Origin of the sequence: Streptomyces sp. NPDC085524 (assembly GCF_044541755.1) — a bacterium.
Taxonomy (GTDB): domain Bacteria; phylum Actinomycetota; class Actinomycetes; order Streptomycetales; family Streptomycetaceae; genus Streptomyces.
On the sequence record NZ_JBITTH010000004.1, the window covers coordinates 360934 to 383798 of the forward strand.

General features: G+C 72.2%; 18 protein-coding genes. 7 read left to right on the top strand and 11 right to left on the bottom strand.

Translation table 11 applies throughout. The features are described 5' to 3' along the window. Positions 1-6 precede the first annotated feature (6 nt). The 9 genes from ACIGFK_RS08605 to ACIGFK_RS08645 all read right to left on the bottom strand — a co-directional run bounded on the left by ACIGFK_RS08605 (position 7) and on the right by ACIGFK_RS08645 (position 10832). Positions 7-1107: a potassium channel family protein gene (locus tag ACIGFK_RS08605; RefSeq protein WP_376659008.1), complete on the bottom strand. Its 1101-nt coding sequence runs from the start codon at positions 1105-1107 to the stop codon at positions 7-9. Further along, entirely contained in the window at positions 1095-2441 is a 1347-nt protein-coding gene (locus ACIGFK_RS08610) for a molybdopterin molybdotransferase MoeA (protein ID WP_376659007.1), read from the bottom strand. Before ACIGFK_RS08610 ends, ACIGFK_RS08605 begins: the two co-directional genes overlap by 13 nt. Next, complete coding sequence (locus ACIGFK_RS08615; protein ID WP_376659006.1) at positions 2438-3298, bottom strand: NTP transferase domain-containing protein; 861 nt, start codon at positions 3296-3298, stop codon at positions 2438-2440. Before ACIGFK_RS08615 ends, ACIGFK_RS08610 begins: the two co-directional genes overlap by 4 nt. A gap of 251 nt (positions 3299-3549) precedes the next feature. Further along, a complete protein-coding gene (locus ACIGFK_RS08620; protein ID WP_376659005.1) occupies positions 3550-4083 on the bottom strand; it encodes a bacterial proteasome activator family protein in 534 nt (177 codons plus the stop codon). Between the two features lie 81 nt (positions 4084-4164). Next, the gene (locus ACIGFK_RS08625) at positions 4165-6921 is read right to left on the bottom strand and encodes an FtsX-like permease family protein (RefSeq protein WP_400051043.1); all 2757 of its coding nucleotides are present in this window, start codon (positions 6919-6921) and stop codon (positions 4165-4167) included. Positions 6922-7022: 101 nt separating this feature from the next. After that, positions 7023-7769: an ABC transporter ATP-binding protein gene (locus ACIGFK_RS08630; RefSeq protein WP_376659004.1), complete on the bottom strand. Its 747-nt coding sequence runs from the start codon at positions 7767-7769 to the stop codon at positions 7023-7025. A 25-nt stretch (positions 7770-7794) separates the two neighbouring features. Then, positions 7795-8496: a PadR family transcriptional regulator gene (locus tag ACIGFK_RS08635; RefSeq protein ID WP_376659003.1), complete on the bottom strand. Its 702-nt coding sequence runs from the start codon at positions 8494-8496 to the stop codon at positions 7795-7797. A gap of 63 nt (positions 8497-8559) precedes the next feature. Then, complete coding sequence (locus ACIGFK_RS08640; RefSeq protein ID WP_376659002.1) at positions 8560-9021, bottom strand: hypothetical protein; 462 nt, start codon at positions 9019-9021, stop codon at positions 8560-8562. Positions 9022-9179: 158 nt separating this feature from the next. Next, positions 9180-10832, bottom strand: coding sequence for a protein kinase (locus ACIGFK_RS08645; RefSeq protein ID WP_386467886.1), 1653 nt, complete (start codon positions 10830-10832; stop codon positions 9180-9182). 240 nt (positions 10833-11072) lie between these two features. Between ACIGFK_RS08645 and ACIGFK_RS08650 the strand changes: the two genes are divergently transcribed. Beyond that, the gene (locus ACIGFK_RS08650; RefSeq protein ID WP_386467888.1) at positions 11073-12617 is read left to right on the top strand and encodes a protein kinase; all 1545 of its coding nucleotides are present in this window, start codon (positions 11073-11075) and stop codon (positions 12615-12617) included. Positions 12618-12653: 36 nt separating this feature from the next. Here ACIGFK_RS08650 and ACIGFK_RS08655 read toward each other — a convergent pair whose 3' ends face one another. Continuing rightward, positions 12654-13070: a pyridoxamine 5'-phosphate oxidase family protein gene (locus tag ACIGFK_RS08655; protein WP_376658999.1), complete on the bottom strand. Its 417-nt coding sequence runs from the start codon at positions 13068-13070 to the stop codon at positions 12654-12656. Positions 13071-13259: 189 nt separating this feature from the next. Beyond that, a complete protein-coding gene (locus tag ACIGFK_RS08660; RefSeq protein WP_376658998.1) occupies positions 13260-13922 on the bottom strand; it encodes a response regulator in 663 nt (220 codons plus the stop codon). Positions 13923-14248: 326 nt separating this feature from the next. Here ACIGFK_RS08660 and pdhA point away from each other — a divergent pair, with 326 nt between their 5' ends. The 6 genes from pdhA (at position 14249) to ACIGFK_RS08690 (ending at position 22679) form a co-directional block, all read left to right on the top strand. After that, entirely contained in the window at positions 14249-15448 is a 1200-nt protein-coding gene (gene pdhA, locus ACIGFK_RS08665) for a pyruvate dehydrogenase (acetyl-transferring) E1 component subunit alpha (RefSeq protein ID WP_376658997.1), read from the top strand. Further along, positions 15448-16428 (top strand): alpha-ketoacid dehydrogenase subunit beta, encoded by a 981-nt coding sequence (locus ACIGFK_RS08670; protein ID WP_376658996.1) that lies wholly within the window; start codon positions 15448-15450, stop codon positions 16426-16428. Before pdhA ends, ACIGFK_RS08670 begins: the two co-directional genes overlap by 1 nt. A 12-nt stretch (positions 16429-16440) precedes the next feature. Next, a complete protein-coding gene (locus ACIGFK_RS08675) occupies positions 16441-17865 on the top strand; it encodes a dihydrolipoamide acetyltransferase family protein (RefSeq protein WP_376658995.1) in 1425 nt (474 codons plus the stop codon). Between the two features lie 120 nt (positions 17866-17985). Continuing rightward, entirely contained in the window at positions 17986-18924 is a 939-nt protein-coding gene (locus ACIGFK_RS08680) for a GNAT family N-acetyltransferase (RefSeq protein ID WP_376662275.1), read from the top strand. Positions 18925-18963: 39 nt separating this feature from the next. Then, a complete protein-coding gene (locus tag ACIGFK_RS08685) occupies positions 18964-19734 on the top strand; it encodes a hypothetical protein (RefSeq protein WP_400051030.1) in 771 nt (256 codons plus the stop codon). Between the two features lie 173 nt (positions 19735-19907). Further along, on the top strand, positions 19908-22679 hold the full coding sequence (locus tag ACIGFK_RS08690; protein WP_400051031.1) for a PKD domain-containing protein: 2772 nt from the start codon (positions 19908-19910) through the stop codon (positions 22677-22679). Positions 22680-22865 lie beyond the last annotated feature (186 nt).

Here is a 22865-nt window from a genome sequence, read left to right on the forward strand (position 1 = left end):
CCGGTGCTATTCCGTTGGGCCCAGGGTGACGGGCGGGGAGGGGTGCGGGACCGCGCGGACGATGGCGATCACACGGTCCGTCAGCTGGAGCGGGCTCGCGTGCGGGTCGTCGTAGGCCAGCAGCCGGTGTCCGCGCAGCACGCTCACCACCAGGTCGGAGGTCTCGCGCACCGACTTGCCGACCTCGGACCTCTCCACGGGCCGTTCGATGAGGTCGAGGCCGCTGCCCTGGTGGATCAGGTCCTCCATGACGGTGCCCGCGCTGGGGCTGAGCACCGACAGGCCCAGCAGCCGGCCGGCTGCGCTCGCGCTCGTGATGACCGCGTCGGCGCCGGACTGGCGCAGCAGCGGGGCGTTCTCCTCCTCGCGGACCGCGGCGACGATCTTCGCTCCCTTGTTGAGCTGGCGGGCCGTCAGGGTGACCAGTACGGCGGTGTCGTCCCGCTGGGTGGCGATGATGATGCGCCGGGCCTTCTGCAGTTCCGCGCGCAGCAGTACGTCGGAGCGGGTGGCGTCGCCGACGACGCCCGTGAATCCCTCGGCGTTGGCCGTGTCGATCACCTTGGCGCTGGGGTCGACGATGACGACCTGCTCCTTGGAGAGTCCGGTGGCCAGCAGCGTCTGCAGGGCGGAGCGGCCCTTGGTGCCGAAGCCGACGACGACCGTGTGCTCACGCAAGTTCTTCCTCCAGCGGTTCAGCCGCCACTCTTCCCTCGTCCGTTCCGTGAGGACTTCCAGGGTGGTACCGACCAGAATGATCAGGAACAGCACGCGGAGCGGGGTGATCAGCAGGATGTTGATCAGCCGCGCACTGTCGCTGTACGGGACGATGTCTCCGTAGCCGGTCGTCGACAGGGTGACGGTGGCGTAGTAGACGCAGTCGAGGAAGTCGACCGTCTCGTTGGCGTTGTCGTGGTAGCCATCACGGTCCAGCCACACGATCAGGACCGTCAGGGCCAGCACGAGCAGGGCCATCAGCAGGCGTTTGGACACCTGCCGCAAGGGGCGCTCGACCACGCGCTTGGGCAGTTTGATGCGCCGGGAGGCGAGTTTCTCGTCGGCGTCGCGGGCCATGGCGTCATGACCGTGAAGTTTCACGTGAAACATCCCCCTGCGGCCCAGGGCAGGTCCAGGATCTCCAGCTCCTGCCCGGACCGTGCACCCTTCGGCGGTACGACGGCCAGCGCGTCCGCAGCCGCCACACCGCGCAGCATCGCGGGGCCGTGGTACCGCAGCGGCACCGCGTGCTCGTCGCCCAGCATCACCGGGACGAGCCGGGTGTCGAACGGGTGGCCCGGTACGTCGCCCTCGACCGTCGCCGTGTAGCGGGGGCGCCTGCGGCGGCCGGCGAGGGCGCGCAGCAGCGGTTCGGCGAGGGTCAGCAGCCCGGAGACGGCGGCGAGGGGGTTCCCGGGCAGCCCGACCAGGTGCCTTCCGTCGGCCCGGTCGCCGATCCGGGCCAGCAGCATGGGATGGCCCGGGCGTACGGCAACCCCGTCGACGAGCAGTTCGGCTCCGGCCCGCTCCAGCACGGGGTGGACGTGGTCCACGGGCCCGGAGGCGGTGCCGCCGGTGGTGAGGATGACGTCGGCGGTGGAGGTCGTGACGGCCTTCAGCAGGGCCTCGACCCCTGCGGGGTCGTCGCCGAGCCGCCGGGTGCCCACGACCTCGGCGCCGAGCCGGGTGAGCCAGGGGCCGAGCATGGGGCTGAGGGCGTCCCGGATCAGGCCGTCGTGCGGGAGGCCCTCGGTGAGCAGCTCGTCGCCGAGCACCAGGATCTCCACGCGCGGCCGGGGCCGGGTGGTCAGCTCGTCGTAGCCGGCGGCCGCGGCGAGACCGAGCACGGCCGGGGTGACCAGGGAGCCGGCGGGCAGCAGCAGGTCGCCCGAGCGGCACTCCTGGCCGCGCGGGCGGATGTCCTGGCCGGTGACGACGGTCCGCTCGGCGAAGAGCTGGGTGCCGGACTCGCGGCTGTGCTCGCTGCGGATGACGGCGGTGGTGTCGGCGGGGATCCGGGCGCCGGTGGCGATCCGTACGGCCTCGCCGTCCGCGAGGGGCTCGGGCAGGCCGGTGCCGGCGAGGACGTCCGCGCCGCCGCGGACGGTCCAGGGGCCGGGTCCGGCGACGGCCCAGCCGTCCATGGCCGAGGTGTCGAAGGACGGCAGGTCGGTCAGGGCGTCCAGGGGCGCGGCCAGCACCTCGCCGAGGGCGTCGGCGAGGGGCACCCGGTGGGTCCGGGCCCGGGCACCGTTCCCGGCCCGGACGGCGGCCTCCCGGGCCCCGGGCCAGGAGGCGGCGCGGTGGCCGGAGCCCGGGGAGGCTCCGGAGCTGCCGGAGGCTCCGGGGTCTCCGGGGCCGGCGTGCGGGCCGTGGCCGGGGGCGCTCCGGCTGACCAGGGCCAGTGCCTGGTCGAGCGCGTGGTCGGCGTCGGTGGGGGTCATCCGGAGCCGTTCTGTTCGTCGGCCTGCGCCTCGGAGGCCCAGCGCAGTGCCAGGTCGGCGGCCTTGCGGGAGGCCTCGGCGATGGCCTGGGCGGGGTCGGCGCCGGTGGCCTCGGCCTGGGCGGCCGCGTAACCGACGAGGAAGGTGGTCAGTGGAGCGGCGGGCCGGGCGACGCCGTGGGCGGCGTCACGGGCGAGGTCGAGCAGGGTCTTGGTGTCGACGGGGAGGTCGATGCCCAGCTCGTTCTTGACGGCGGTGATCCATTGGTCCAGCACGGTTCCATGCTCCCTGATCCGGGCCCGGGCGGCTGCGAGATCCTCCCAGGTGTCGCAGTCGAAGGAGGCCAGTGGCTGCGCCTCGACGCGGGTGAGGTCCAGTTCGGCGGTGAGGCCGCGCAGCGGGAGCCCCGTCAGGCGGCCGTGTTCGGTGGCGAGCAGCGCGATCTCGCGGCGCAGGGGCTCGGCGCGGTAGGCGGCGACGAGGGGCTGGTCGCGCCCGCCGGGGTCCCGCAGCAGGGCCCCCTCGGCAGCCCCGACCCCCTCGAGGAGCGCCCGTACGGTGCGGCCGTCCAGGAACGGCAGGTCCGCGGAGAGTACGAGGACCAGCCCGGCGGTGGTCTGACGGAGCCCGGCGTCCAGTGCGGCCACCGGGCCGCCGCCCGGCGGGTCCTCGCGGGCCCAGCGCACCGGGCGCGTGGTCGTCCGGCGGCCGCCGACGACCACGGTGGTGCGGGCGTCCTTGCAGGCGTCGAGGACACGGTCGAGGAGGGTGCGGCCGCCGACGCTCAGCGCGGGCTTGTCGGCCCCGCCGAGTCGCTGCGCGGCCCCGCCTGCCAGGACGATCGCGTCGTAGGTCATGCCCTTGAGTATGCGGCGGCCGTGTTTCCGGCGGGGTAACCCACTTACCCGCCGCTTATCCGGCGGGTGCGGCTGCGCCGCCGGGGCGCCGCCCCGGACCCCGTGCCTCAATCGCCGGCGGGGCTGGATTCCCCAGGCGGGTCCCGCCGTTGCGCGGGGGCGGCTCCGCCGCCTGGGCTGCGCATGGCGAAGGCGGGTCCCGTTGCTCCGGGGAGCGTGGGGCCCGCCTTCGTTCGGCCGACGGCCGGAGGCTAGAGGTACGGTCCCGAGCGGACCGGGCCGTGGCCGTCCTCGTCGTCCGACGGGCCACCCGGGGGGAGTGCCCGGCGCATCTGTTCCAGCTGGGCCCGTGCAGCCATCTGCTGCGCGAACAGGGCCGTCTGGATGCCGTGGAAAAGGCCCTCCAGCCAGCCGACCAACTGCGCCTGCGCAATGCGCAGTTCGGCCTCCGAGGGAATGGCCTCGTTGGTGAACGGGAGGGACAGGCGCTCCAGTTCCTCCACGAGCTCGGGGGCCAGGCCGTCCTCCAGCTCCTTCACCGAGGCGGCATGGATGTCCTTGAGCCGGACCCGGCTCGCCTCGTCCAGAGGCGCTGCACGTACCTCTTCCAGGAGTTGCTTGATCATGCTGCCGATCCGCATGACCTTGGCGGGCTGTTCGACCATCTCCGTCACCGGGACCTCGCGCGACTCGTCATCGGCGCCGCCGACCGCCATCCCGTCCTGTCCCACGATCATGACGTGCGGGGGGCTGTCCTGCGACCGTTCACTCCTCGGCATCTCCATGCCGTTCATTCTCTCGCACACCTTCGTCAGCAGTCGTGTGCCCCCGTACGAGCGTGATCCACCCTGTACGGGGGCACGAGATCAGCCGGCCGCCCGCCGGGCCAGCGCGCCGTTGGAACGGGTGACCAGCGCGGCCAGCAGCGCCGCGCCCAGCGGGACCAGGACCAGCAGTCCGCCCAGGGTTTCCCACGGCACCGCGACCGGCACGTACGGCACTTCGTCCCCCGACGCGTAGCCCATGTCGATCCCGGACTGGTAGAGGCGCTGCAGCTGCCGTTCCTCGGTGAGCCGCAGTCCGACCGCGGGCAGGATTCCGGCCGCCGAGCCCAGGATCACGCCCATCAGGGCGACCACCCCGCACTGGAAGCCGCTGAGCGTGCGCCGCACCCGCGGCGCCGCGCCCACTGCCGCAAGGGTCTTCAGATCGGCCTCGGCGTCGGCCTGGGCGAGCCCGGTGGCGATGCCGGCCGCGCCGATGGTGACCAGGCCGGCGAAGACGGTGAGCGCGAGGAGGACGAGGCTGTCGTCGCCCTGGTAGCCCGCCTCGATGCGCACGGACGCGTCCACGCCCATCCGGTCGATCTCCCCGGCGATCTTCTGCTTCTGCTCGCTGCTCGGCGGCCCGTCGATGGCGAAATAGGAGCCGAACGGTGCGGTGGACAGCCCGGTGGCCTTCACGGCCGCCGCGGGCAGGACCGCCTCGATGCCCCAGCCCTCGGCGTTGTCGGGCGCCTGGTGGACGGGGAGGACCTTGTCCTCGCCCGGCGGGTCCTCGCCGGGCTTGACGATGCCGTCGGCGGCCTGCGGGTCGGTGATGACCCGCAGGACGAGCTTGCCGTCCTTGACGTTGCGCTTGTCGAAGGAGACGGCCTGGCCGGCCCTGAGGGCGGCGACCGATCCCGGATCGGTCACGGCGAGGACGGACAGCAGCTTCTCGTCGGCGACGACGACCTCGTGCTGGGCTCCGTGCCGGTTCTCTGCACAACGCCAGTCCCGGCGGAGCTCCTTGGCCTGTTCCCGGGTGAAGGAGGCGGGCCCGTTCGGTGCATCGAAGAGCGGGCAGCGCTGCTCCTTCGGCGCGATGATCTGGACCCGGCCGCAGCCCGGCTCCGAGGAGTACGAGTCGCAGCCCGGCTTACCGACGACCAGGCGGTCGACGTCCGCCCGCTGCGTCAGCGGGATTTGCTTCGAGAGGGCCTCGCGCAGGGCGGGCACCTCCTTGTGGGCGCTGTTCTCCGTCGTCTGCAACAGTCCGGTGCCGCCCGGCAGATCGGCCCTGTATTCGGCCCGGTGCTGCACTTCCTGGCTGTGCTGGTACGTGGCCACCGCGACGGTTCCGGCGACGGCGGCCAGTACGGCGGCCACGGCGGGCGCCGTACGCCCCCGGTTGCGCACGGCGTCGCGCAGCGCGAGCCGCGGCGACAGCGGCAGCCACCGCCCGAGCCGGCCGAACATGCCGACCAGGAGCGGGGTGAGGGCGACGACGCCCAGCTCGGCGAGGGCGCTGCCGCCCGCCACCACCGTGGGGCCCATCTCCGAGGCGGTGCCGTACAGGGCGATGGCGGCGCCGCCGCCGACGGCGACGAGGCCGATGACGGGCAGCACCCGGTTGGCGCGGCGGACGCCGCGGCGGCCGGTCAGCGAGGCCAGCACGGTCTGCCGGGACGCGGTGACGGCCGGGACGATCGCGGCCAGCAGCCCGGTGACCACGGCGAGCAGGGCGATGCCGACCAGCTCCAGCGGGCGCAGTACGAAGCCGCCGAAGCGGATGCCGATGTACTCCTCCAGCACCGGCCGGAGCGCGACGGTGAGCGCCAGGCCGATGGCGGTGCCGGTGACGGCGGCCACGGCGCCGATGACCAGGCCGCCGGAGAGCACGATGGAGCGGATGTGCCTGCGGTCGCCGCCGTTGGCGCCGACCAGGCCCAGCTGGCGGCGCGAGCGCCGGGCGCCGACCGCGAAGGCCGGTCCGGCGAGCAGGCAGATCTCCAGCATGGCCAGGCCGACGACGGTGGCCAGGATGGCCGTCTCGACGGTCGAGATGCCGGAGCTGAACTCCGCCTTCGGCTGCTGCTGGTACAGGGGCACCTCGGAGTCGGCGGGCGGGTCCAGGGTGACGGCTCGGGAGACGACGACCAGGCCCTTGGCGTTGGCGGCCTTGACGGTGTTCCACGTGAAACCGTCGCCGCCGACCTCGACCAGATAGGAGTCCTCGGCGTGGACCCCGGGGGCTCCGGAGGCCTGGAGGGCCTTGTCCAGCGGGGTGAGCAGGGTCCCGGGCGGGGCGAGGAGCTGGGACGAGCTCAGCTCGTCGGGCAGCTCGTACGCCCCCGTGATCTTGTACGAGGAGCTTGCGCCGCGCGGGGTGACGGAGGAGCCCACGTAGAGGCCGGAGTTCTTCAGGAAGGCGGTCGTGGCGACCACCTCGCCCGCGGTCTCGGGCAGCCGGCCGCGGTCGACCGTGATCAGGCCGGCCGTCAGCGGGCTGTTCGTGTCGAGTTCGCGCAGCTGGGTGTCGAGCAGTCCGTGCGTGGTGCGGACCTTGGCGTAGGCCGTGGAGTCCTTGACGGCCTGGGCGCCGGGCGGGAGGGCGGAGGACGGCGGGCCCGGCTGGTCCTCCTTGGGCCTCGAGCCGCCGTCCATGTAGTCCTTGAAGCCGCCGACGGGCGCGTAGCTGGAGCCGTCGGGCTTCTGGTAGATGGGCACGCCCAGGTTCGCCGCGGTCACCCGGGCGTCGGCGGCGCCGATCCGGCGGGTGACCTGCTGTTCGGGTGAGAGCTGGGCGCTGCGCAGCGTGAAGTCGGCCGCGCTCACCCCCACGATCGGCAGGGCGAGCATCGCGAGGACGAGGGAGCTGCGGCCCTTGGCGCGCCAGGCGTCGCGACGGGCGATGCGCAGCGCCGCGATCCAGGAGTGGTACCAGCCTTGGAGCGAGGAGGTCACTGGGCGGCCGCCCGCCCGGAGAGCAGGGAGTCGGCCCCGCTGCGCAGGGTCTCGTCGATCACGCTGCCGTCGCGGAGGAAGACCACGCGGTCGGCCCAGGCCGCGAACCGGGGCTCGTGCGTGACGAGGATCCCGGCCGCGCCCGCGTCGCAGCGGGCGCGCAGCAGGGCCAGGACGGACTCGCCGGTCTCGGAGTCGAGGGCGCCGGTGGGCTCGTCGGCGAGGACGAGGCGGCGGTCGCCGACCAGGGCGCGGGCGATGGCCACGCGCTGCTGCTGGCCGCCGGACATCTCGTCGGGGAAGCGGTCGGCGAGTGAGCCGAGGCCCATCTCCTCCAGCGCGGCGAGCGCGGAGACGCGGGCCTTGCGGGCGGAGACGCCGTCGAGTTCGCGGGGCAGGGCCACGTTCTCCGCGGCGGTGAGCGCCGGGATCAGGTTGTAGTCCTGGAAGACGTAGCCGATGCTGCGGCGGCGCAGGGCGGCCAGTTGCTTGCGGCTCGCGGTGGTGATGTCGGTGCCTTCGACGATCACTCGGCCGCTGGTCGGGGTGTCGAGGCCGCCCGCGAGGGTGAGCAGCGTGGACTTACCGGAGCCGGACGGGCCCATGACGGCGACGAGTTCGCCCGGGTGGACGGACAGGTCGATGCCGCGCAGGGCGTGCACCTCGGTGGTGCCGCTGCCGTGGGTGCGTACGAGCCGGTCCAACTGGAGTACGGGTTGCCGGGACTGGTGCTGTTCGGACATGAAGGGTCCCCCCTGGAACGGTGGTTCAGCCTCGCCGCGCGCGGGCGGTACGGGGCCGTGCGGTCGGGGCCGTGGCCGGGGACGGGGACGCGGTTGCAGCGTCCCCGCCGGCGGCGCGGGGTGGTTCGGCGTGGGGCGGTTCGGCCTGGTGGGGTCCGGGCTGTGCGGCTCTCCGGTCGGCCGGCAGGGAGAGCCGGACCAGCCGGGCTTCGCAGTGGTCCAGCCAGCGGGCCTCGGCCTCGGTCTGGAAGATCAGCTGTTCCAGGACGAGCAGCCAGGCCACGTCGTCGCGTTCGCGGGTCTGTCCGCTCTCGATCGCGGCGAGCGCGGTGGCCTTGAGCCGGGTGTAGTCCTGCATCGCCCTGATCGTTGCGTGCCGCTGGGACTGGATGATGGCGCGGATGTCCACGCCGGGGGCGCCCACGGCCATGGCGAGCTTGATGGACAGCTCGTCACGGGGCGGGTTGGCGCGGTCCACGGGCCGCTCGTACCACTCGCGCAGTTCGGTGCGGCCGGTGTCCGTGATGGCGTAGAGCGTGTGCCCGGCGGAGTCCTCGCCGTCGGGCGCGACGAGCCCGTCGCGTTCGAGGCGGGCGAGGGTGGTGTACACCTGCCCGACGTTGAGCGGCCAGGTGGAGCCGGTGCGGGATTCGAACTCGGTGCGCAGCTGGGAGCCGTACCTGGGGCCCCGTTCGAGCAGGGCGAGCAGGCCGTGACGGATCGACATACTCGGTATGTATACCGAGTATGTTCACGCAGGGCAACCACCCCGGGTCGTGGTCCCGGGCCTTCAGGCGCTCCGGCGCAGCCGCACTCCGAGGTAGCCCAGACCCAGTCCCATCAGGGCGAACCCGGTTCCGAGCGGCAGTATGTGCGCGGCCAGATCGGCGGCCCGCTCGTTCGGTTCGGTGCCCAGCGCCCTGGCCGGGGCGGGCGGGGTCGCCGCGGCCGGTGGCGGCGGCTTGGGCGGCGGCTGGGGCTCGGTCCGGGGGCGGACCGGCAGGGGGCGGGAGGCCACCGTCAGCTCCGGGTCGGCGGGCTCGCCGACCGGTCTGCCGGGCCGCTCCCGCCCGGCTCCGGCCGCGGAGCCGGCCAGCTCCTCGAGGGGGTCGTCGTCCGCGGGGCCGGTCGCGGGGGCGGTGCGCGGGGCCGGGGAGAGGGGCCAGGCGTACGCGGGGGCGGTGGGCGCGAGCGCGGCGGCGGCCAGGGCGGCGCAGGCCAGCCACTGGGCCGGGCGGAAGCCTTGGATCACGGGGTGCCCCTCCCGTCCCGAGCGCGCAGACCGAGCGTGCAGATCGTGCGGCGACATGCGTTGCGCTCAGATTTACACAAGGGGACAAAAGCGGCATCCCGGGCGCCCCAAAGGGGTGCCCGGGATGCCGGGGTGGAGCAGTGTCACCTGCGCGAGGGCTACTCCGGGATGCCCGTCGACACGGTCAGCGTGTACTCCGTGCCTTCCTTCGCGATCTTGTCCCCGGGGCGCGGGGACTGGTCGAGCACCTGGTCCTTGCCGTAGATGGCCTCGTCCTTGGGGACGATCGTGTACTTGCCGCCCGAGGCCTGGATGCACTCCTTCACGGACTTCAGGTCCTTGTACCGCAGGTCGGGCGCCGAGTACTTGCCGGCCTCGCTGTAGTGCTTCACCGGTTCCTTGCACAGCTTCGGGTCGATCGTGCGCGAGGGGTCCGGCCCCTTGGTGCTGGGCTTGGCGGAGGGCGCGGACGCGGGGGCGCTCGAGCCGCCCTGCGACGCGACGTTCTTGGCGTCCTTTTCGTCGTCCCCGTTGACGATCACCGCGATCAGGCCGCCGATCGCCAGCATCGCCACCGCGATCGCGCCCACGACCACCGGCATGTTCTTCTTGCCGCCCGCGCCGCCGCCCGAGCCCGACGTCTGCGAGGACGCGGGGGAGATCGTGTACGGCGGCGGGGTCGGCGCCGAGTACTGCTGCGGCGGCGGCGTGTGCGGGTAGGCGTAGCCGCCCTGCGTGTGCACCTGGGGCTGCGGAGCCGGCGTGGGCGGCCCGTACGGGGAGGACGCCGTCTGCGGCGCCTGGTACGGCTGCTGAACCGACTGCGGCGGGGCCTGGAAGCCGGAGTCCACCGGCGGGAACACGGCCGAGCCGACGCCCGCGCCGCTGTTCGTGGGCCCGAGGCCCTGGACGATGACCGGAGCCCCGGTCTGCCCGGCGGACAGCACGCGGGCGATCTCGTCCGCCATGGCCGCGGCGGAGGGGAAGCGCTCGTTCGGGTTCTTCTTCAGCGAGCGCGCCACCAGGGCGTCCATCGCCGGGGTCACCGAGCGGTTGATGGAGGACGGAGCGACCGGCTCCTCCTGCACGTGGGCGTACGCGATGGCCAGCGGCGAGTCCGCGTCGAACGGGATCCGCCCGGTCAGCAGCTGGAACAGCATGATGCCGACCGAGTACAGGTCGGAGCGGGCGTCGACCTGCCGCCCCAGCGCCTGCTCCGGCGACAGGTACTGCGGGGTGCCGACGACCATGCCGGTCTGCGTCATCGAGGTGACCCCCGACTGCATGGCACGGGCGATGCCGAAGTCCATCACCTTGACCACGCCGCGCTTGGTCATCATCACGTTGCCGGGCTTGATGTCGCGGTGGACGAGCCCCATGTCGTGGCTGGTCTCCAGGGCGGCCAGTACGTCGGCCGTCACCTTCAGGGCCTTCTCCGCCGGCATCGCCCCGTACTGCGCGATGTCCGCCTGGAGGACGGAGCCGAGCGGCTGCCCCTCCACGTACTCCATCACGATGTACGGCATGAGCGAGCCCTCGAACTCGTCCTCACCGGTGTCGAAGACCGAGACGATGTTCGTGTGCGACAGTTTCGCTACAGCCTGGGCCTCGCGGCGGAACCGCTCGCGGAAGGACTGTTCGCGTCCCAGCTCCGTGTGCAGGGTCTTGATGGCGACCTGGCGGTCGAGCGCCGTGTCGTACGCGAGGTACACCGCGGCCATGCCGCCCTCGCCGAGCAAATCCCGTAGCTGGTAACGGCCACGGGCCAGGGAACCGCCTGCGTACCGGCCCTGAGTGCCGTCCTGGCTCATGACTGTTGCTTCCCCTCGAGCTGCCTGTGTCGGGCCCAGTCTGCCGGAGGGCAAGCACCAGTCAAGCCAGTGGCCCGTTCTGTGACCGGCCTGCCACAGGACGTCTTGTCCGAACGGTGACCGGGCCGGAGGCTGTAGCGTTCATCGGAGCACCAAAGAAGAGGACTACCGCCCAGCAGCGGCCAAGAGAGACGACGGCGAGGACTGATGGCACCCGAACCCGAGGGAAACGGCGCCGGGATGACCGATGGTCCTGAGCACTGGGGCGCAGGCGGCCTGGTGGGAGACGGCCGTTACCGGCTGACGCACCGGCTCGGCCGCGGCGGCATGGCCGAGGTGTTCGCCGCCGAGGACGTGCGCCTGGGCCGCACCGTCGCCGTCAAGCTGCTCCGCGCCGACCTGGCCGAGGACCCCGTCTCCAAGGCCCGCTTCACGCGCGAGGCGCAGTCCGTCGCCGGACTCAACCACCACGCCGTCGTCGCCGTGTACGACTCGGGCGAGGACCGGGTCGGCCCGAACACCGTCCCGTACATCGTGATGGAGCTGGTCGAGGGCCGCACCATCCGCGACCTGCTGCTCAGCGCCGAGGCCCCGGGCCCCGAGCAGGCGCTCATCATCGTCTCGGGCGTGCTCGAGGCGCTCGCGTACTCGCACCAGCACGGCATCGTGCACCGCGACATCAAGCCGGCGAACGTCATCATCACGGACGCGGGCGCGGTCAAGGTGATGGACTTCGGCATCGCCCGCGCCCTGCACGGCGCCCAGTCGACGATGACCCAGACCGGCATGGTCATGGGCACCCCGCAGTACCTGTCGCCGGAACAGGCCCTGGGCAAGGCCGTGGACCACCGCTCCGACCTGTACGCGACCGGCTGCCTGCTCTACGAACTCCTCGCGCTGCGGCCCCCCTTCACCGGCGAGACCCCGCTGTCGGTGGTCTACCAGCACGTGCAGGACGCCCCGGTGCCGCCCTCGCAGCTGCCGGAGGGCCACAGCATCCCGCCGGAGCTCGACGGTCTGGTGATGCGCTCCCTCGCCAAGGACCCGGACGACCGGTTCCAGAGCGCCGAGGAGATGCGCGGGCTGGTCCAGTACGCGCTCCAGATGCTGCACGACCAGGGGCCGGGCACCGGCACCTGGAACACCGGCCCGGTCACCATGGCCCTGCCGCACGGCCGCGGCGCGGACCGGACCACGGCCATGCCCGTGGGCGGTACGGGCGGCCAGCCCGCCTACGCCGCGAACGCCATGACCTCGCAGTTCCAGCAGCCGATGGTGCCGGGGCTGAACCCGGACGACGGCTCCGCCTTCCCCGGCGGCGGTCCCGGCGTGTCGGGGCGCGGGGGGTACGACGGCTACGACGACCACCGCGGCGGCAGCCGCTGGAAGATGTGGCTCTTCGCAGTGCTCGCGATCATCGCGATCGCGGGCGGCGTGGCCTACGCCGTCACCAACGTGACCAAGAAGAGCGGCGGGAACCCGCCGGTCACCCAGCAGAGCACTCCCGGCGGGCAGCAGAGCCAGCCCGGGGCGTCGGCGGACACGCCGTCGCAGCAGTCTCCGGAGAACACCCCCTCGTTCAACGAGTCCTCGGCCGCCCCGAGCCGCAGCCGGACGCCGAGCTTCACCCCGTCGGCCACCCCGTCGGCGTCGGCCTCGCCGTCCCCGTCGGAGTCCAAGAGCACCTCGCCGACGCCCACGGCGTCGAAGAGCACCTCCTCCCCGTCGCCTTCGGCGTCGAAGAGCGAGGGCGCCGGCCCCGGCAACCTGAACGAGGCGGAATAGGGCAGCGGAGGAACCGGGGACCGGGTCAGCGGCGCGTCAGAGGGCGTGCTGGTATGCGCGGTCCGGATTCCCGGCGAGCGAGTGCACGCTGACGAACTGGGGTTCGATGCGCATGTGGACGGGGTCGAAGACCGCTCCGTCCACGAAATGCGGACCCGGTCCGAAGAGTTCCAGTTCGCCGGTCGTCGGCTCGACGATCTCGGCCGTTCCGGTGAACTGGACCGACCACAGTTCGGGGTCCCGGGAATTGAAGTTGTCCGCCCCATAGGCCACCACGCTGCCGTTGCACGCCTGGTGGTAGCCGAAGCCGGCGTGCATTCTCAGGACGACCTTGCCGTCCACCACGATGTGGCGGGCGAGGGCGAGGAAGGGCAGCGCGCGCATGCTGGTGGCGACCCGGCCGTACGGCACCTGGCGCAGCAGTTCGATGGCGTGGAGTTCCTCCGGTGACATGCCCCCACTCTCGGGTACCGACAGCGTGCCGGGAAGAGGAGGCCGCCCCGATGACCGGGGACGTTGGTCCCGAATGGAACGGTCCGCAAGCGAACGGTCCGCAAGCGAACGGTCCGCCCCGTGCCGCGACCACCCGATGCGACGGGTGACGCGGCCGCGGGGCGTCACCCCGCGTGTCCGGCCGAGGGGTCAGTTCCGCTTCTCGGCCTGGAGGCGGGCCACGTAGGCCGCGGCCTGGGAGCGGCGCTCCATGCCCAGCTTGGAGAGCAGGCTGGACACGTAGTTCTTGATCGTCTTCTCGGCCAGGTGCAGCCGCTCGCCGATCACGCGGTTGGTCAGGCCCTCGCCGATGAGGTCGAGGATCTTCCGCTCCTGGTCGGTGAGGTTGGCCAGCCGGTCGTCGCCCTTGCCGTTCTTGCCGTCGCGCAGCCGCTCCAGCACCCGGGCGGTGGCCACCGGGTCCAGCAGGGACTTGCCGGCCGCCACGTCCCGTACGGCGCTGAGCAGCTCGTTGCCGCGGATCGCCTTCAGGACGTAACCCGAGGCACCGGCCATGATCGCGTCGAACAGTGCCTCGTCGTCGGCGAACGAGGTCAGCATCAGGCACTTGATGTCCTCGTTCTGGGAGCGCACCTCGCGGCACACCTCCACACCGCTGCCGTCGGGCAGGCGTACGTCGAGCACGGCCACGTCCGGACGGGTGGCCGGGATGCGGACCAGGGCGTCGGCCGCCGTACCGGCTTCACCGACGATCTCGATGTCCTCTTCGACCGACAACAGCTCGTGGACGCCCCGACGTACCACTTCGTGGTCGTCCAGGAGGAATACCTTGATTTTTCCGTCTTCGCGCACGAAGTCAGTTTCACACACTCACCCCTTCCCTGCCGGAGTTACCCGGGATAACGTGCCGTTGTTCCCGGCCCCTGCAAGGCTGTGACCAGTGGTTGTTCCCGCCTCTGCGGATTTACTTGGAAATCCAAGCAAAAACGCAGGTCAAACGGGGTTTCGCAGTTATGCGGCGCACTGGGTAACGTGCATTGCGCAGGGCACTCGCCGGGGCACCTGTCACGCCTTGATGCCGTACACGACGCGCACCCACCCCGTGCGCTGGTACGGATCCAGGTGAGCCGCACTGGACCCCGGAGAACCCGGGTGCCGGACCGACGGAGGAGCACCAAGTGACCGTGGAGAGCACTGCCGCGCGCAAGCCGCGACGCAGCAGCGGCACCAAGCGGGCGGCAGGCGCGGCAAGCGCCGCGAAGCCCGCCGCTGCCACCGCGCAGACGCAGGACGCTGAACCTCAGCTCGTACAGCTGCTGACGCCCGAAGGGGTTCGCGTCGACGACGCGGCGAACGCCGAGTTCGCCTCCTTCGTCGCCGACATCACCACCGAGGACCTGCGCGGGCTGTACCGCGACATGGTGCTCACCCGCCGTTTCGACGGTGAGGCGACCGCACTCCAGCGTCAGGGCGAACTGGGCCTGTGGGCCTCGCTCCTCGGCCAGGAGGCCGCGCAGATCGGCTCCGGCCGGGCGCTCCGCGGCGACGACTACGTCTTCCCGACCTACCGCGAGCACGGTGTGGCCTGGTGCCGGGGCGTCGACCCGACCAACCTCCTCGGCATGTTCCGCGGCGTGAACCACGGCGGCTGGGACCCGAACACCAACAACTTCCACCTGTACACGATCGTCATCGGCTCGCAGACGCTGCACGCGACCGGTTACGCGATGGGTGTGGCCAAGGACGGCGCGGACTCCGCGGTCATCGCCTACTTCGGCGACGGCGCCTCCAGCCAGGGCGACGTGATGGAGGCCTTCAACTTCTCCGCCGTCTACAACTCGCCCGTGGTGTTCTTCTGCCAGAACAACCAGTGGGCGATCTCCGAGCCCACCGAGCGCCAGATGCGCGTCCCGCTCTACCAGCGCGCCTCGGGCTTCGGTTTCCCGGGCGTCCGCGTCGACGGCAACGACGTCCTCGCGTGCCTCGCGGTCACCCGCTGGGCGCTGGACCGGGCCCGCCGCGGCGAGGGCCCGACCCTGGTCGAGGCGTTCACGTACCGCATGGGCGCGCACACCACCTCCGACGACCCGACGAAGTACCGGCGGGACGAGGAGACGGTGGCCTGGGAGGCCAAGGACCCGATCCTGCGCCTGAAGGCCCACCTGCTGGCCTCCGGGGGCGCCGACGAGGCGTTCTTCGAGGAGCTGGAAGCCGAGAGCGAGACCCTGGGCAAGCGCGTGCGCGAGGTCGTGCGCGCCATGCCCGACCCCGACACCATGGCGATCTTCGAGAACGTCTACGCGGACGGGCACGCGCTCGTCGACGAGGAGCGCGCCCAGTTCGCCGCCTACCTCGCGTCCTTCGAGGAGGGTCACTGATGGCTGTCGAGAAGATGTCGATCGCGAAGGCGCTCAACGAGTCGCTGCGCAAGGCCCTGGAGCAGGACCCGAAGGTCCTGATCATGGGTGAGGACGTCGGCAAGCTGGGCGGTGTCTTCCGGATCACCGACGGTCTGCAGAAGGACTTCGGCGAGGAGCGGGTCATCGACACCCCGCTCGCCGAGTCGGGCATCGTCGGCACCGCGATCGGCCTGGCCCTGCGCGGCTACCGGCCGGTCGTGGAGATCCAGTTCGACGGGTTCGTCTTCCCCGCGTACGACCAGATCGTCACGCAGCTCGCGAAGATGCACGCCCGTGCGCTCGGCAAGATCAAGATGCCGGTCGTCGTGCGCATCCCCTACGCGGGCGGCATCGGCGCGGTCGAGCACCACAGCGAGTCCCCGGAGGCGCTCTTCGCGCATGTTCCGGGCCTCAAGGTGGTCTCCCCGTCGAACGCGTCGGACGCGTACTGGATGCTCCAGCAGGCGATCCTCAGCGACGACCCGGTGATCTTCTTCGAGCCGAAGCGCCGCTACTGGGACAAGGGCGAGGTCGACACCGAGGCCATCCCGTACGAGCTGCACAAGGCGCGCGTGGCGCGCGAGGGCTCTGACGTCACCCTGGCGGCCTACGGCCCGATGGTGAAGGTCTGCCTGGAGGCGGCGGCCGCCGCGGCCGAGGAGGGCAAGTCCGTCGAGGTCGTGGACCTGCGCTCGATGTCCCCGGTGGACTTCGACGGGATCCAGGCGTCGGTCGAGAAGACCCGTCGGCTGGTCGTCGTCCACGAGGCCCCGGTGTTCCTGGGCGTGGGCTCGGAGATCGCCGCCCGCATCACGGAGCGGTGCTTCTACCACCTGGAGGCGCCGGTGCTGCGCGTGGGCGGTTTCCACGCCCCCTACCCGCCGGCCCGTCTGGAGGACGAGTACCTGCCGGGCCTGGACAGGGTGCTCGACGCCGTCGACCGCTCGCTGGCGTACTGAGGAGCCACGTTCATGACCATCCGCGAATTCAAGATGCCCGACGTGGGCGAGGGCCTCACCGAGGCCGAGATCCTCAAGTGGTACGTCCAGCCGGGTGACACCGTCACCGACGGGCAGGTCGTCTGCGAGGTCGAGACGGCGAAGGCTGCCGTCGAGCTGCCGATCCCGTTCGACGGCGTCGTGCACGCGCTCCTCTTCGAGGAGGGCGTCACCGTCGACGTCGGCCAGGTGATCATCTCGGTGCAGACGGAGGGCGGCGACGCTGCCGAGGCCCCGGCCGCGGTGGCCGCTCCGGCCGCCGCCGAGCCCGCCGTGGAGGAGCCGGCCGCCGAGGCGCGCCAGCCCGTCCTGGTCGGCTACGGCGTCTCCACCGCCTCCACCAAGCGCCGCCCGCGCAAGGCGGTGGCGGGTGCGCCCGCGCAGAACGGCACGGCCCCGGCGGCCGCTCCGGCCGCTGCTCCGGCCGCCCCGGTGCTCCCCGCGGTCCCGGCGCAGCCGGCCGGCGAGCGTCCGCTGGCCAAGCCGCCCGTGCGCAAGCTGGCCAAGGACCTCGGCATCGACCTGGCCTCCGTCGTCCCCACCGGTGACGGCGGGGTCGTGACCCGCGAGGACGTCCACGCGGCCGCCGCCGCGGCGCTCGCCCCGCAGGCCGCACCGGCCGCCGCGCCGGTGTCCGCAGCGGCCCCGGTTCCGGCTCCGGCCGCGTCCCAGGCCGCCCCGGTGGCCGAGCCGGGCGCGCGGGAGACCCGTATCCCGGTCAAGGGCGTCCGCAAGGTCAGCGCCCAGGCCATGGTCGCCTCGGCCTTCACCGCGCCGCACGTCACCGAGTTCGTCACCTTCGACGTGACCCGCACGATGAAGCTGGTCCAGGAGCTCAAGGACGACCCGGACCTCGCGGGGCTGCGGATCAACCCGCTGCTCCTGATCGCCAAGGCCGTCCTGGTGGCCATCCGCCGCAACCCGGACGTCAACGCGTCCTGGGACGAGGCGGCCCAGGAGATCGTGCTCAAGCACTACGTCAACCTGGGCATCGCGGCGGCCACCCCCCGCGGGCTGATCGTCCCCAACATCAAGGACGCCCACGCCAAGACGCTCGGCGAGCTCTCGGAGTCCCTGTCCTCGCTGGTCGCCACGGCCCGCGACGGCAAGACCTCCCCGGCCGACATGCAGAACGGCACCATCACCATCACCAACGTCGGCGTCTTCGGCGTCGACACCGGTACGCCCATCCTGAACCCCGGCGAGTCCGCGATCCTCGCGGTCGGCGCGATCAAGCTCCAGCCGTGGGTCCACAAGGGCAAGGTGAAGCCGCGCCAGGTCACCACCCTGGCCCTGTCGTTCGACCACCGCCTCATCGACGGCGAACTCGGCTCCAAGTTCCTCGCCGACATCGCGGCGGTCCTGGAGCACCCCCGCCGCCTGGTCACCTGGGCGTAGCAGGGCGCACGGAACACCAGCCGACGGCCGGTCCCCCTCCTGGGGGGCCGGCCGTCGGCGTGCTGCGCCGGGAAGGGAAATCGATCGTTCGCGGTGGTGTGACCGTGTGATCATCGCCGGATGTTCTTCCGCGCTGCCACCGCAGACCCCGCAGACATCGACCGCGCCCTGGCCTACCCGGCCGACGGCCCCGTCGCCGCCCTGACCGCCGACAGGATCCGTGAGGAGCTCGCCGGGAACCGGTTCCGCGCCGAGTGGATCTGGTTCGCCGAGGACGAGGACGGAGAGGTCCTGGCCCGCGCCCTGTGGTGGGGGCGCGCCGACAGCGAGCGGCCCGTCGCCCTCGACTGCCTCCAGGTCCGCTCCTCGGTGGCCGACCCGGCCGCCGTCGCCGCCGGCCTGCTCGCCGCCGGGCACGCAGCCTTCGGGAACCTGCCGGTCTACAACATGTCGCTGCCCCGCGGCTGGCGCACCGACCCGGAGCTGGCCGCGGCGGTCGCCTGGCGCACGGAGGCCGCGTACGAGGCCGGTCTGACGAGCGAGATCGAGCGGCTGCGCTACGAGTGGACCCCGGCGGCCGGGACCACCCCGCCCACCGGCCGGCTCGTCTTCCGGGAGGGCACCGACGAGGAGTTCCTGGACGCCTTCGCCCGGCTGTCCTCGGGCAGCCTCGACCTGCACACGCAGGCCGAGCTGCGGTCGATGGACGCGGAGCAGCTGGCCCGCGAGGACGTCGAGTTCTACCTCGACTGCCCCGGCGAGCGCTCCTGGTGGCGGCTGGCCGACCTCCCGGACGGCACCCTGGCGGGCATGGCCATCCCCTCGGCCACCCCGTACCACCGCAACGTCGGCTACCTCGGCGTCGTACCGGAGCAGCGCGGCCGGGGCCTGATCGACGAGATCCTGGCCGAGATCACCCGCTTCCACGCGGCCGAGGGCGCCGAGCGGATCACCGCGACCACGGACACGGTCAACGCCCCGATGGCCGCCGCCTTCGACCGCGCGGGGTACGAGGTCACGGAGATCCGCCTCGTCCTGGAGGAGCCCTCCGGGGCTTGAGGCGCGCCCGGTAGCCTCCGACCGGAAAGGGGGGCCGGGGTGCCATTCGCCGAACTGCAGGTGTACTCCGTCGAGGAGGCCGACGTCACGGGAGGGGTGTGCGTCGTCCGCTGCGTCGGCGGGGTCGCGCGGGCCGGGCAGGTCTTCGCAGTCGGGGAGCTGAGGCTCTGGCTGCGCGGGATAGAGCGGCACGGGCGGGCCGTCGGCTCCTTCGACGCCGGGCACACCGCGAAGGTCCGCCTCACGGGGGCCGTGGTCGCGCTGCTCAGCCGCGGCCAGGTGCTGACCTCCGTACCGCCCGACGGGCACGCGCTCGCCGACCTGGAGGCCTGGCTGGCCACCGACCCGCCGCTGCTCGACGAACCCGCACCGCGGGCCCTGCGCGTCATGGCCGGCTCGCGCATGCAGGACGAGGGGCTGGCGGACGGGATCCGGCTGCGCTGGGGCCGGGTGGCGCTGGCCGCGGTGTACCGCTGCGCCCGGGCCGAGGGGACCGGCGACCTCGTCAGGGCCCCCGAGGTGGCGTACGTGCGCGGCTACCTGATCCGCACCTTCGGCCCGGGCCCCGAACGCGGGGGCGACCCGGCGCAGCTGTGCCGGGAGCTCCTCGCCCTGATCGACCTGACCCCCGCCGAGGCCGCCGCCCGGGGCCGGATCTGGCGGGACCTGCCGGCCGCGGAGATCCTGCACCTGCGACGCATCAAGTTCCTGATCCCGTGGCTGGTCCTCGTACGCCCGCATCTGGCGGACGCGGATCCGCTGGCGGGGGTGGTGGACGCGTGGGAGGCGGTGCGGGCGCAGATGCCGTAGGGCCCGCAGGGCTATCTGGGTGACATCGACTTTCGGACAGTGGATGATGATCGAGTACGCGGGGGGTCGCGTGCGCCCGACTGTCGCTGGGGGAACAGAAGGTCTACCAGTCGTGCGGCGCCACAGGGTCCTTCGTGTCTCCACGTCTTCTCTTCGCGAAGGAAACCCTCCTGGTGCGTCCCACTCGTGCGACGGCCCTGCTGACCGCGGGTCTCGTCACTCTTCTCGGTGCTCCGGCCGGCGCTGCGGCCGCTGCCGGGGCTCCCGCCGACCTCTACGTGAACAACCAGGACGGCTCGAACTGCTCCGACACCGGAGCCGGTACGCAGGCCGTCCCGTACTGCACGATCTCGGCCGCGGCGAAGGTCGTGGCGCCGGGGCAGACCGTGCGGATCAGGCCGGGCCGGATGTACGACGAGGCCGTCACCATCACCCGCTCCGGCGAGCCGAACAAGCCGATCGGCTTCGTGGCCGACGCGCAGCCGAACGCCAATGCATACGTACAGCTGGCCAACGGCAGGGCGCTGACCGTCAGCGGTGCCTCCCACGTCGTGCTGAACAAGCTGATCACCCGCAGCGGCCTCCAGATCAAGGGCTCCTCCGATGTGGTGCTGGACCAGGTCTACAGCCGCAACGGCAGCCTCGACTCGCTGGCGATCGGCGAGGGAAGCTCGGACGTGCGTGTCAGCCGGGCCTCGCTGATCGGAGTCCGGGTCGACGGCGGTTCCCGCAACACCGTGTTCAGCCGCAACCAGATCTCGGGCACCTTCGGCCCGGCGATCGCCGCGGTGGACGCGCCCGGCACCGTCATCACCAACAACACGCTCACCGGTCACTGCGCGGCGACCGTCTCGGTCACCGGGGGTTCGACCGCTTCGGGCCTGTACAACAACGTGCTCATCACCGGTGGCGACCCCGGGAACTGCCCCGTTCCCGATGCGCGGAACGCCGTCCTGGTGTCGAAGAGCGCGGCGGCCGGCACCCTCGCCGACTACAACGCGGTCGGCGCCGATCCCAAGCTCTATCCGGCGCCCTACAGCTGGTCCGGTGTGACGTACAAGGACGTGAAGGCGTTCCAGGCCGCCACCGGTCAGGGCGCGCACGACGTCTCGGCCGAGTCGGCCGACAAGGTCAGCGGCTACGAAGGCTCCCTCTCCGTCGACTCCGCCGACGCGACGGCGCCGGGCGTACTGCTCACCGACTTCTCCGGCAAGGCGATGGTGGACGATCCGCTCGTTCCCAACACCGGGAAGAACGGCGGGTACCTCGACCGCGGTGCCACCGAGCTCCAGGACTGGCTGAGCAGTGTCTCGCTGATCGTCGACCAGCCCCACGCGCCGGTCGGGACCGAGGTGGCGGTGCAGGCCGCCTCGAACAGCCGCTGGCCCACCTCGATCACCTACAAGGTCGACTTCGGTGACGGATCGGCCCCGGTCGACGCTCCGCGGGGCGTCGGCGACAACGGCATTGCCAAGCACACCTACACCAAGCCGGGCGACTACGTCGTCAAGGTGACGGCCGTCAACCCCGCCGGCGAGAAGGCCTCGACCGAGAAGCCGGTCAAGGCGGCCCCGGCCGGCCCGGGCACGGCGGCCTTCACTGCCACGCAGGTCCTGCCGCCCGCGGGTGACACGGAGGCGCACGTCGCCCCGCTGACCTACGCCTTCGACGCCTCTTCGTCGGTGACGCAGTGGCCGGTGGCACGCATGGAGGTGGACTTCGGCGAAGGCTGGTACCAGGGCTACGAGGGTACGACCAGCGCCCAGCACACCTACGAAAGGCCGGGCGACTACAAGGCGACGGTCAAGCTCGTCGACACCAAGGGCGGCACCGCCACGACCACCCGGACGGTGCGGGTGGACTACGCGCCGTCCGGCTACGTCGCCGTCACCCCCTACCGCGTGCAGGACACCCGCACCTGGGGCGGCTTCCTGAAGGGCGGCGAACCCACCGTCGTCGCCATGCCGCTGGACCTCAAGACGGGGTACTCGACCGCGGCCGGGATGTCCGCGGTGGTCCTCAACGTGACCCTCACCGAGGCCACGCAGGACACGCACCTCAGTGTCTCGCCGACCCGCGAGGACCGTCCGGCGACGTCGAATGTCAACGTCCGCAAGGGCGGAACCACCTCGAACACGGTGACCGTCCCCGTCGACGAGCACGGCTGGGTGTGGATGCGGCTCAACGCCGGCCAGGCCGCGATGATCGTGGACTTCGTGGGCTACTACCAGCCGAACGCCGGCGAGAAGTTCAGCCCGGTCGCTCCGACCCGGCTCGCCGACACCCGTACCGCGGGCGGCGCGCTGGCCGGAGGCTCCACCCGTACGGTCAAGGTCGCCGGTGTGAACGGCATCCCGGTGGACGCCAAGGCCGTCGCGGTGAACCTGACGAGCACGGCGGCGACGTCGGACACCTACGTCATCGCCTACCCGGACCCGGCGAAGCGGCCGGTGGCCTCGAACCTGAACCCGGAGCCGGGCAAGGACAAGTCCAACCAGGCCGTCCTTCCGGTCGGCCCGAACGGGACGATCACGCTGTACAACAACGCCGGTTCCACGCACCTGATCGTGGACGCGGTGGGCTACTACGGCGGTGACGGGAGCAAGGCCCTCTTCACCCCGGCCGCGCCCAGGCGCCTCGCGGACACCCGCACCACCGGCAAGCTCGCTCCGGGCGCGACGACCACGGTTTCCGGTCTCCCGGCGGGCGCGATCGGCGCGGTGCTGAACCTGACGGCCACCGAGACCACCGGTGCCGGCTACCTGACCGCGTACGGCTTCGGCTCGGCCCGTCCGGAGGCGAGCAGCCTCAACACCCTTCCCGGCCTGACCGTCCCGAACCACGTCATGACCCCGGTCGGCGACGGCAAGGTGAGCGTCTTCAACAGCTGGGGCGGAAGCAACCACGTGATCACCGACCTGCTCGGCTACTTCACACAGGGCTGACCCGCTCGATCCGCCCGACCCCGGAGCCCCGGCCCCCGCGCATGCCGCGTGGGCCGGGGCTCCCGGCTTTCTCGCGGGGGGGGGGGGGGGGGCGGAAAAAGCCGACCACCCCCGTTTGGCGTGCGGGAACCCCCCCCCGCCAAAACCCCACACCGGGGGGGGCAAAAAAAAACGGACCCAAAAACG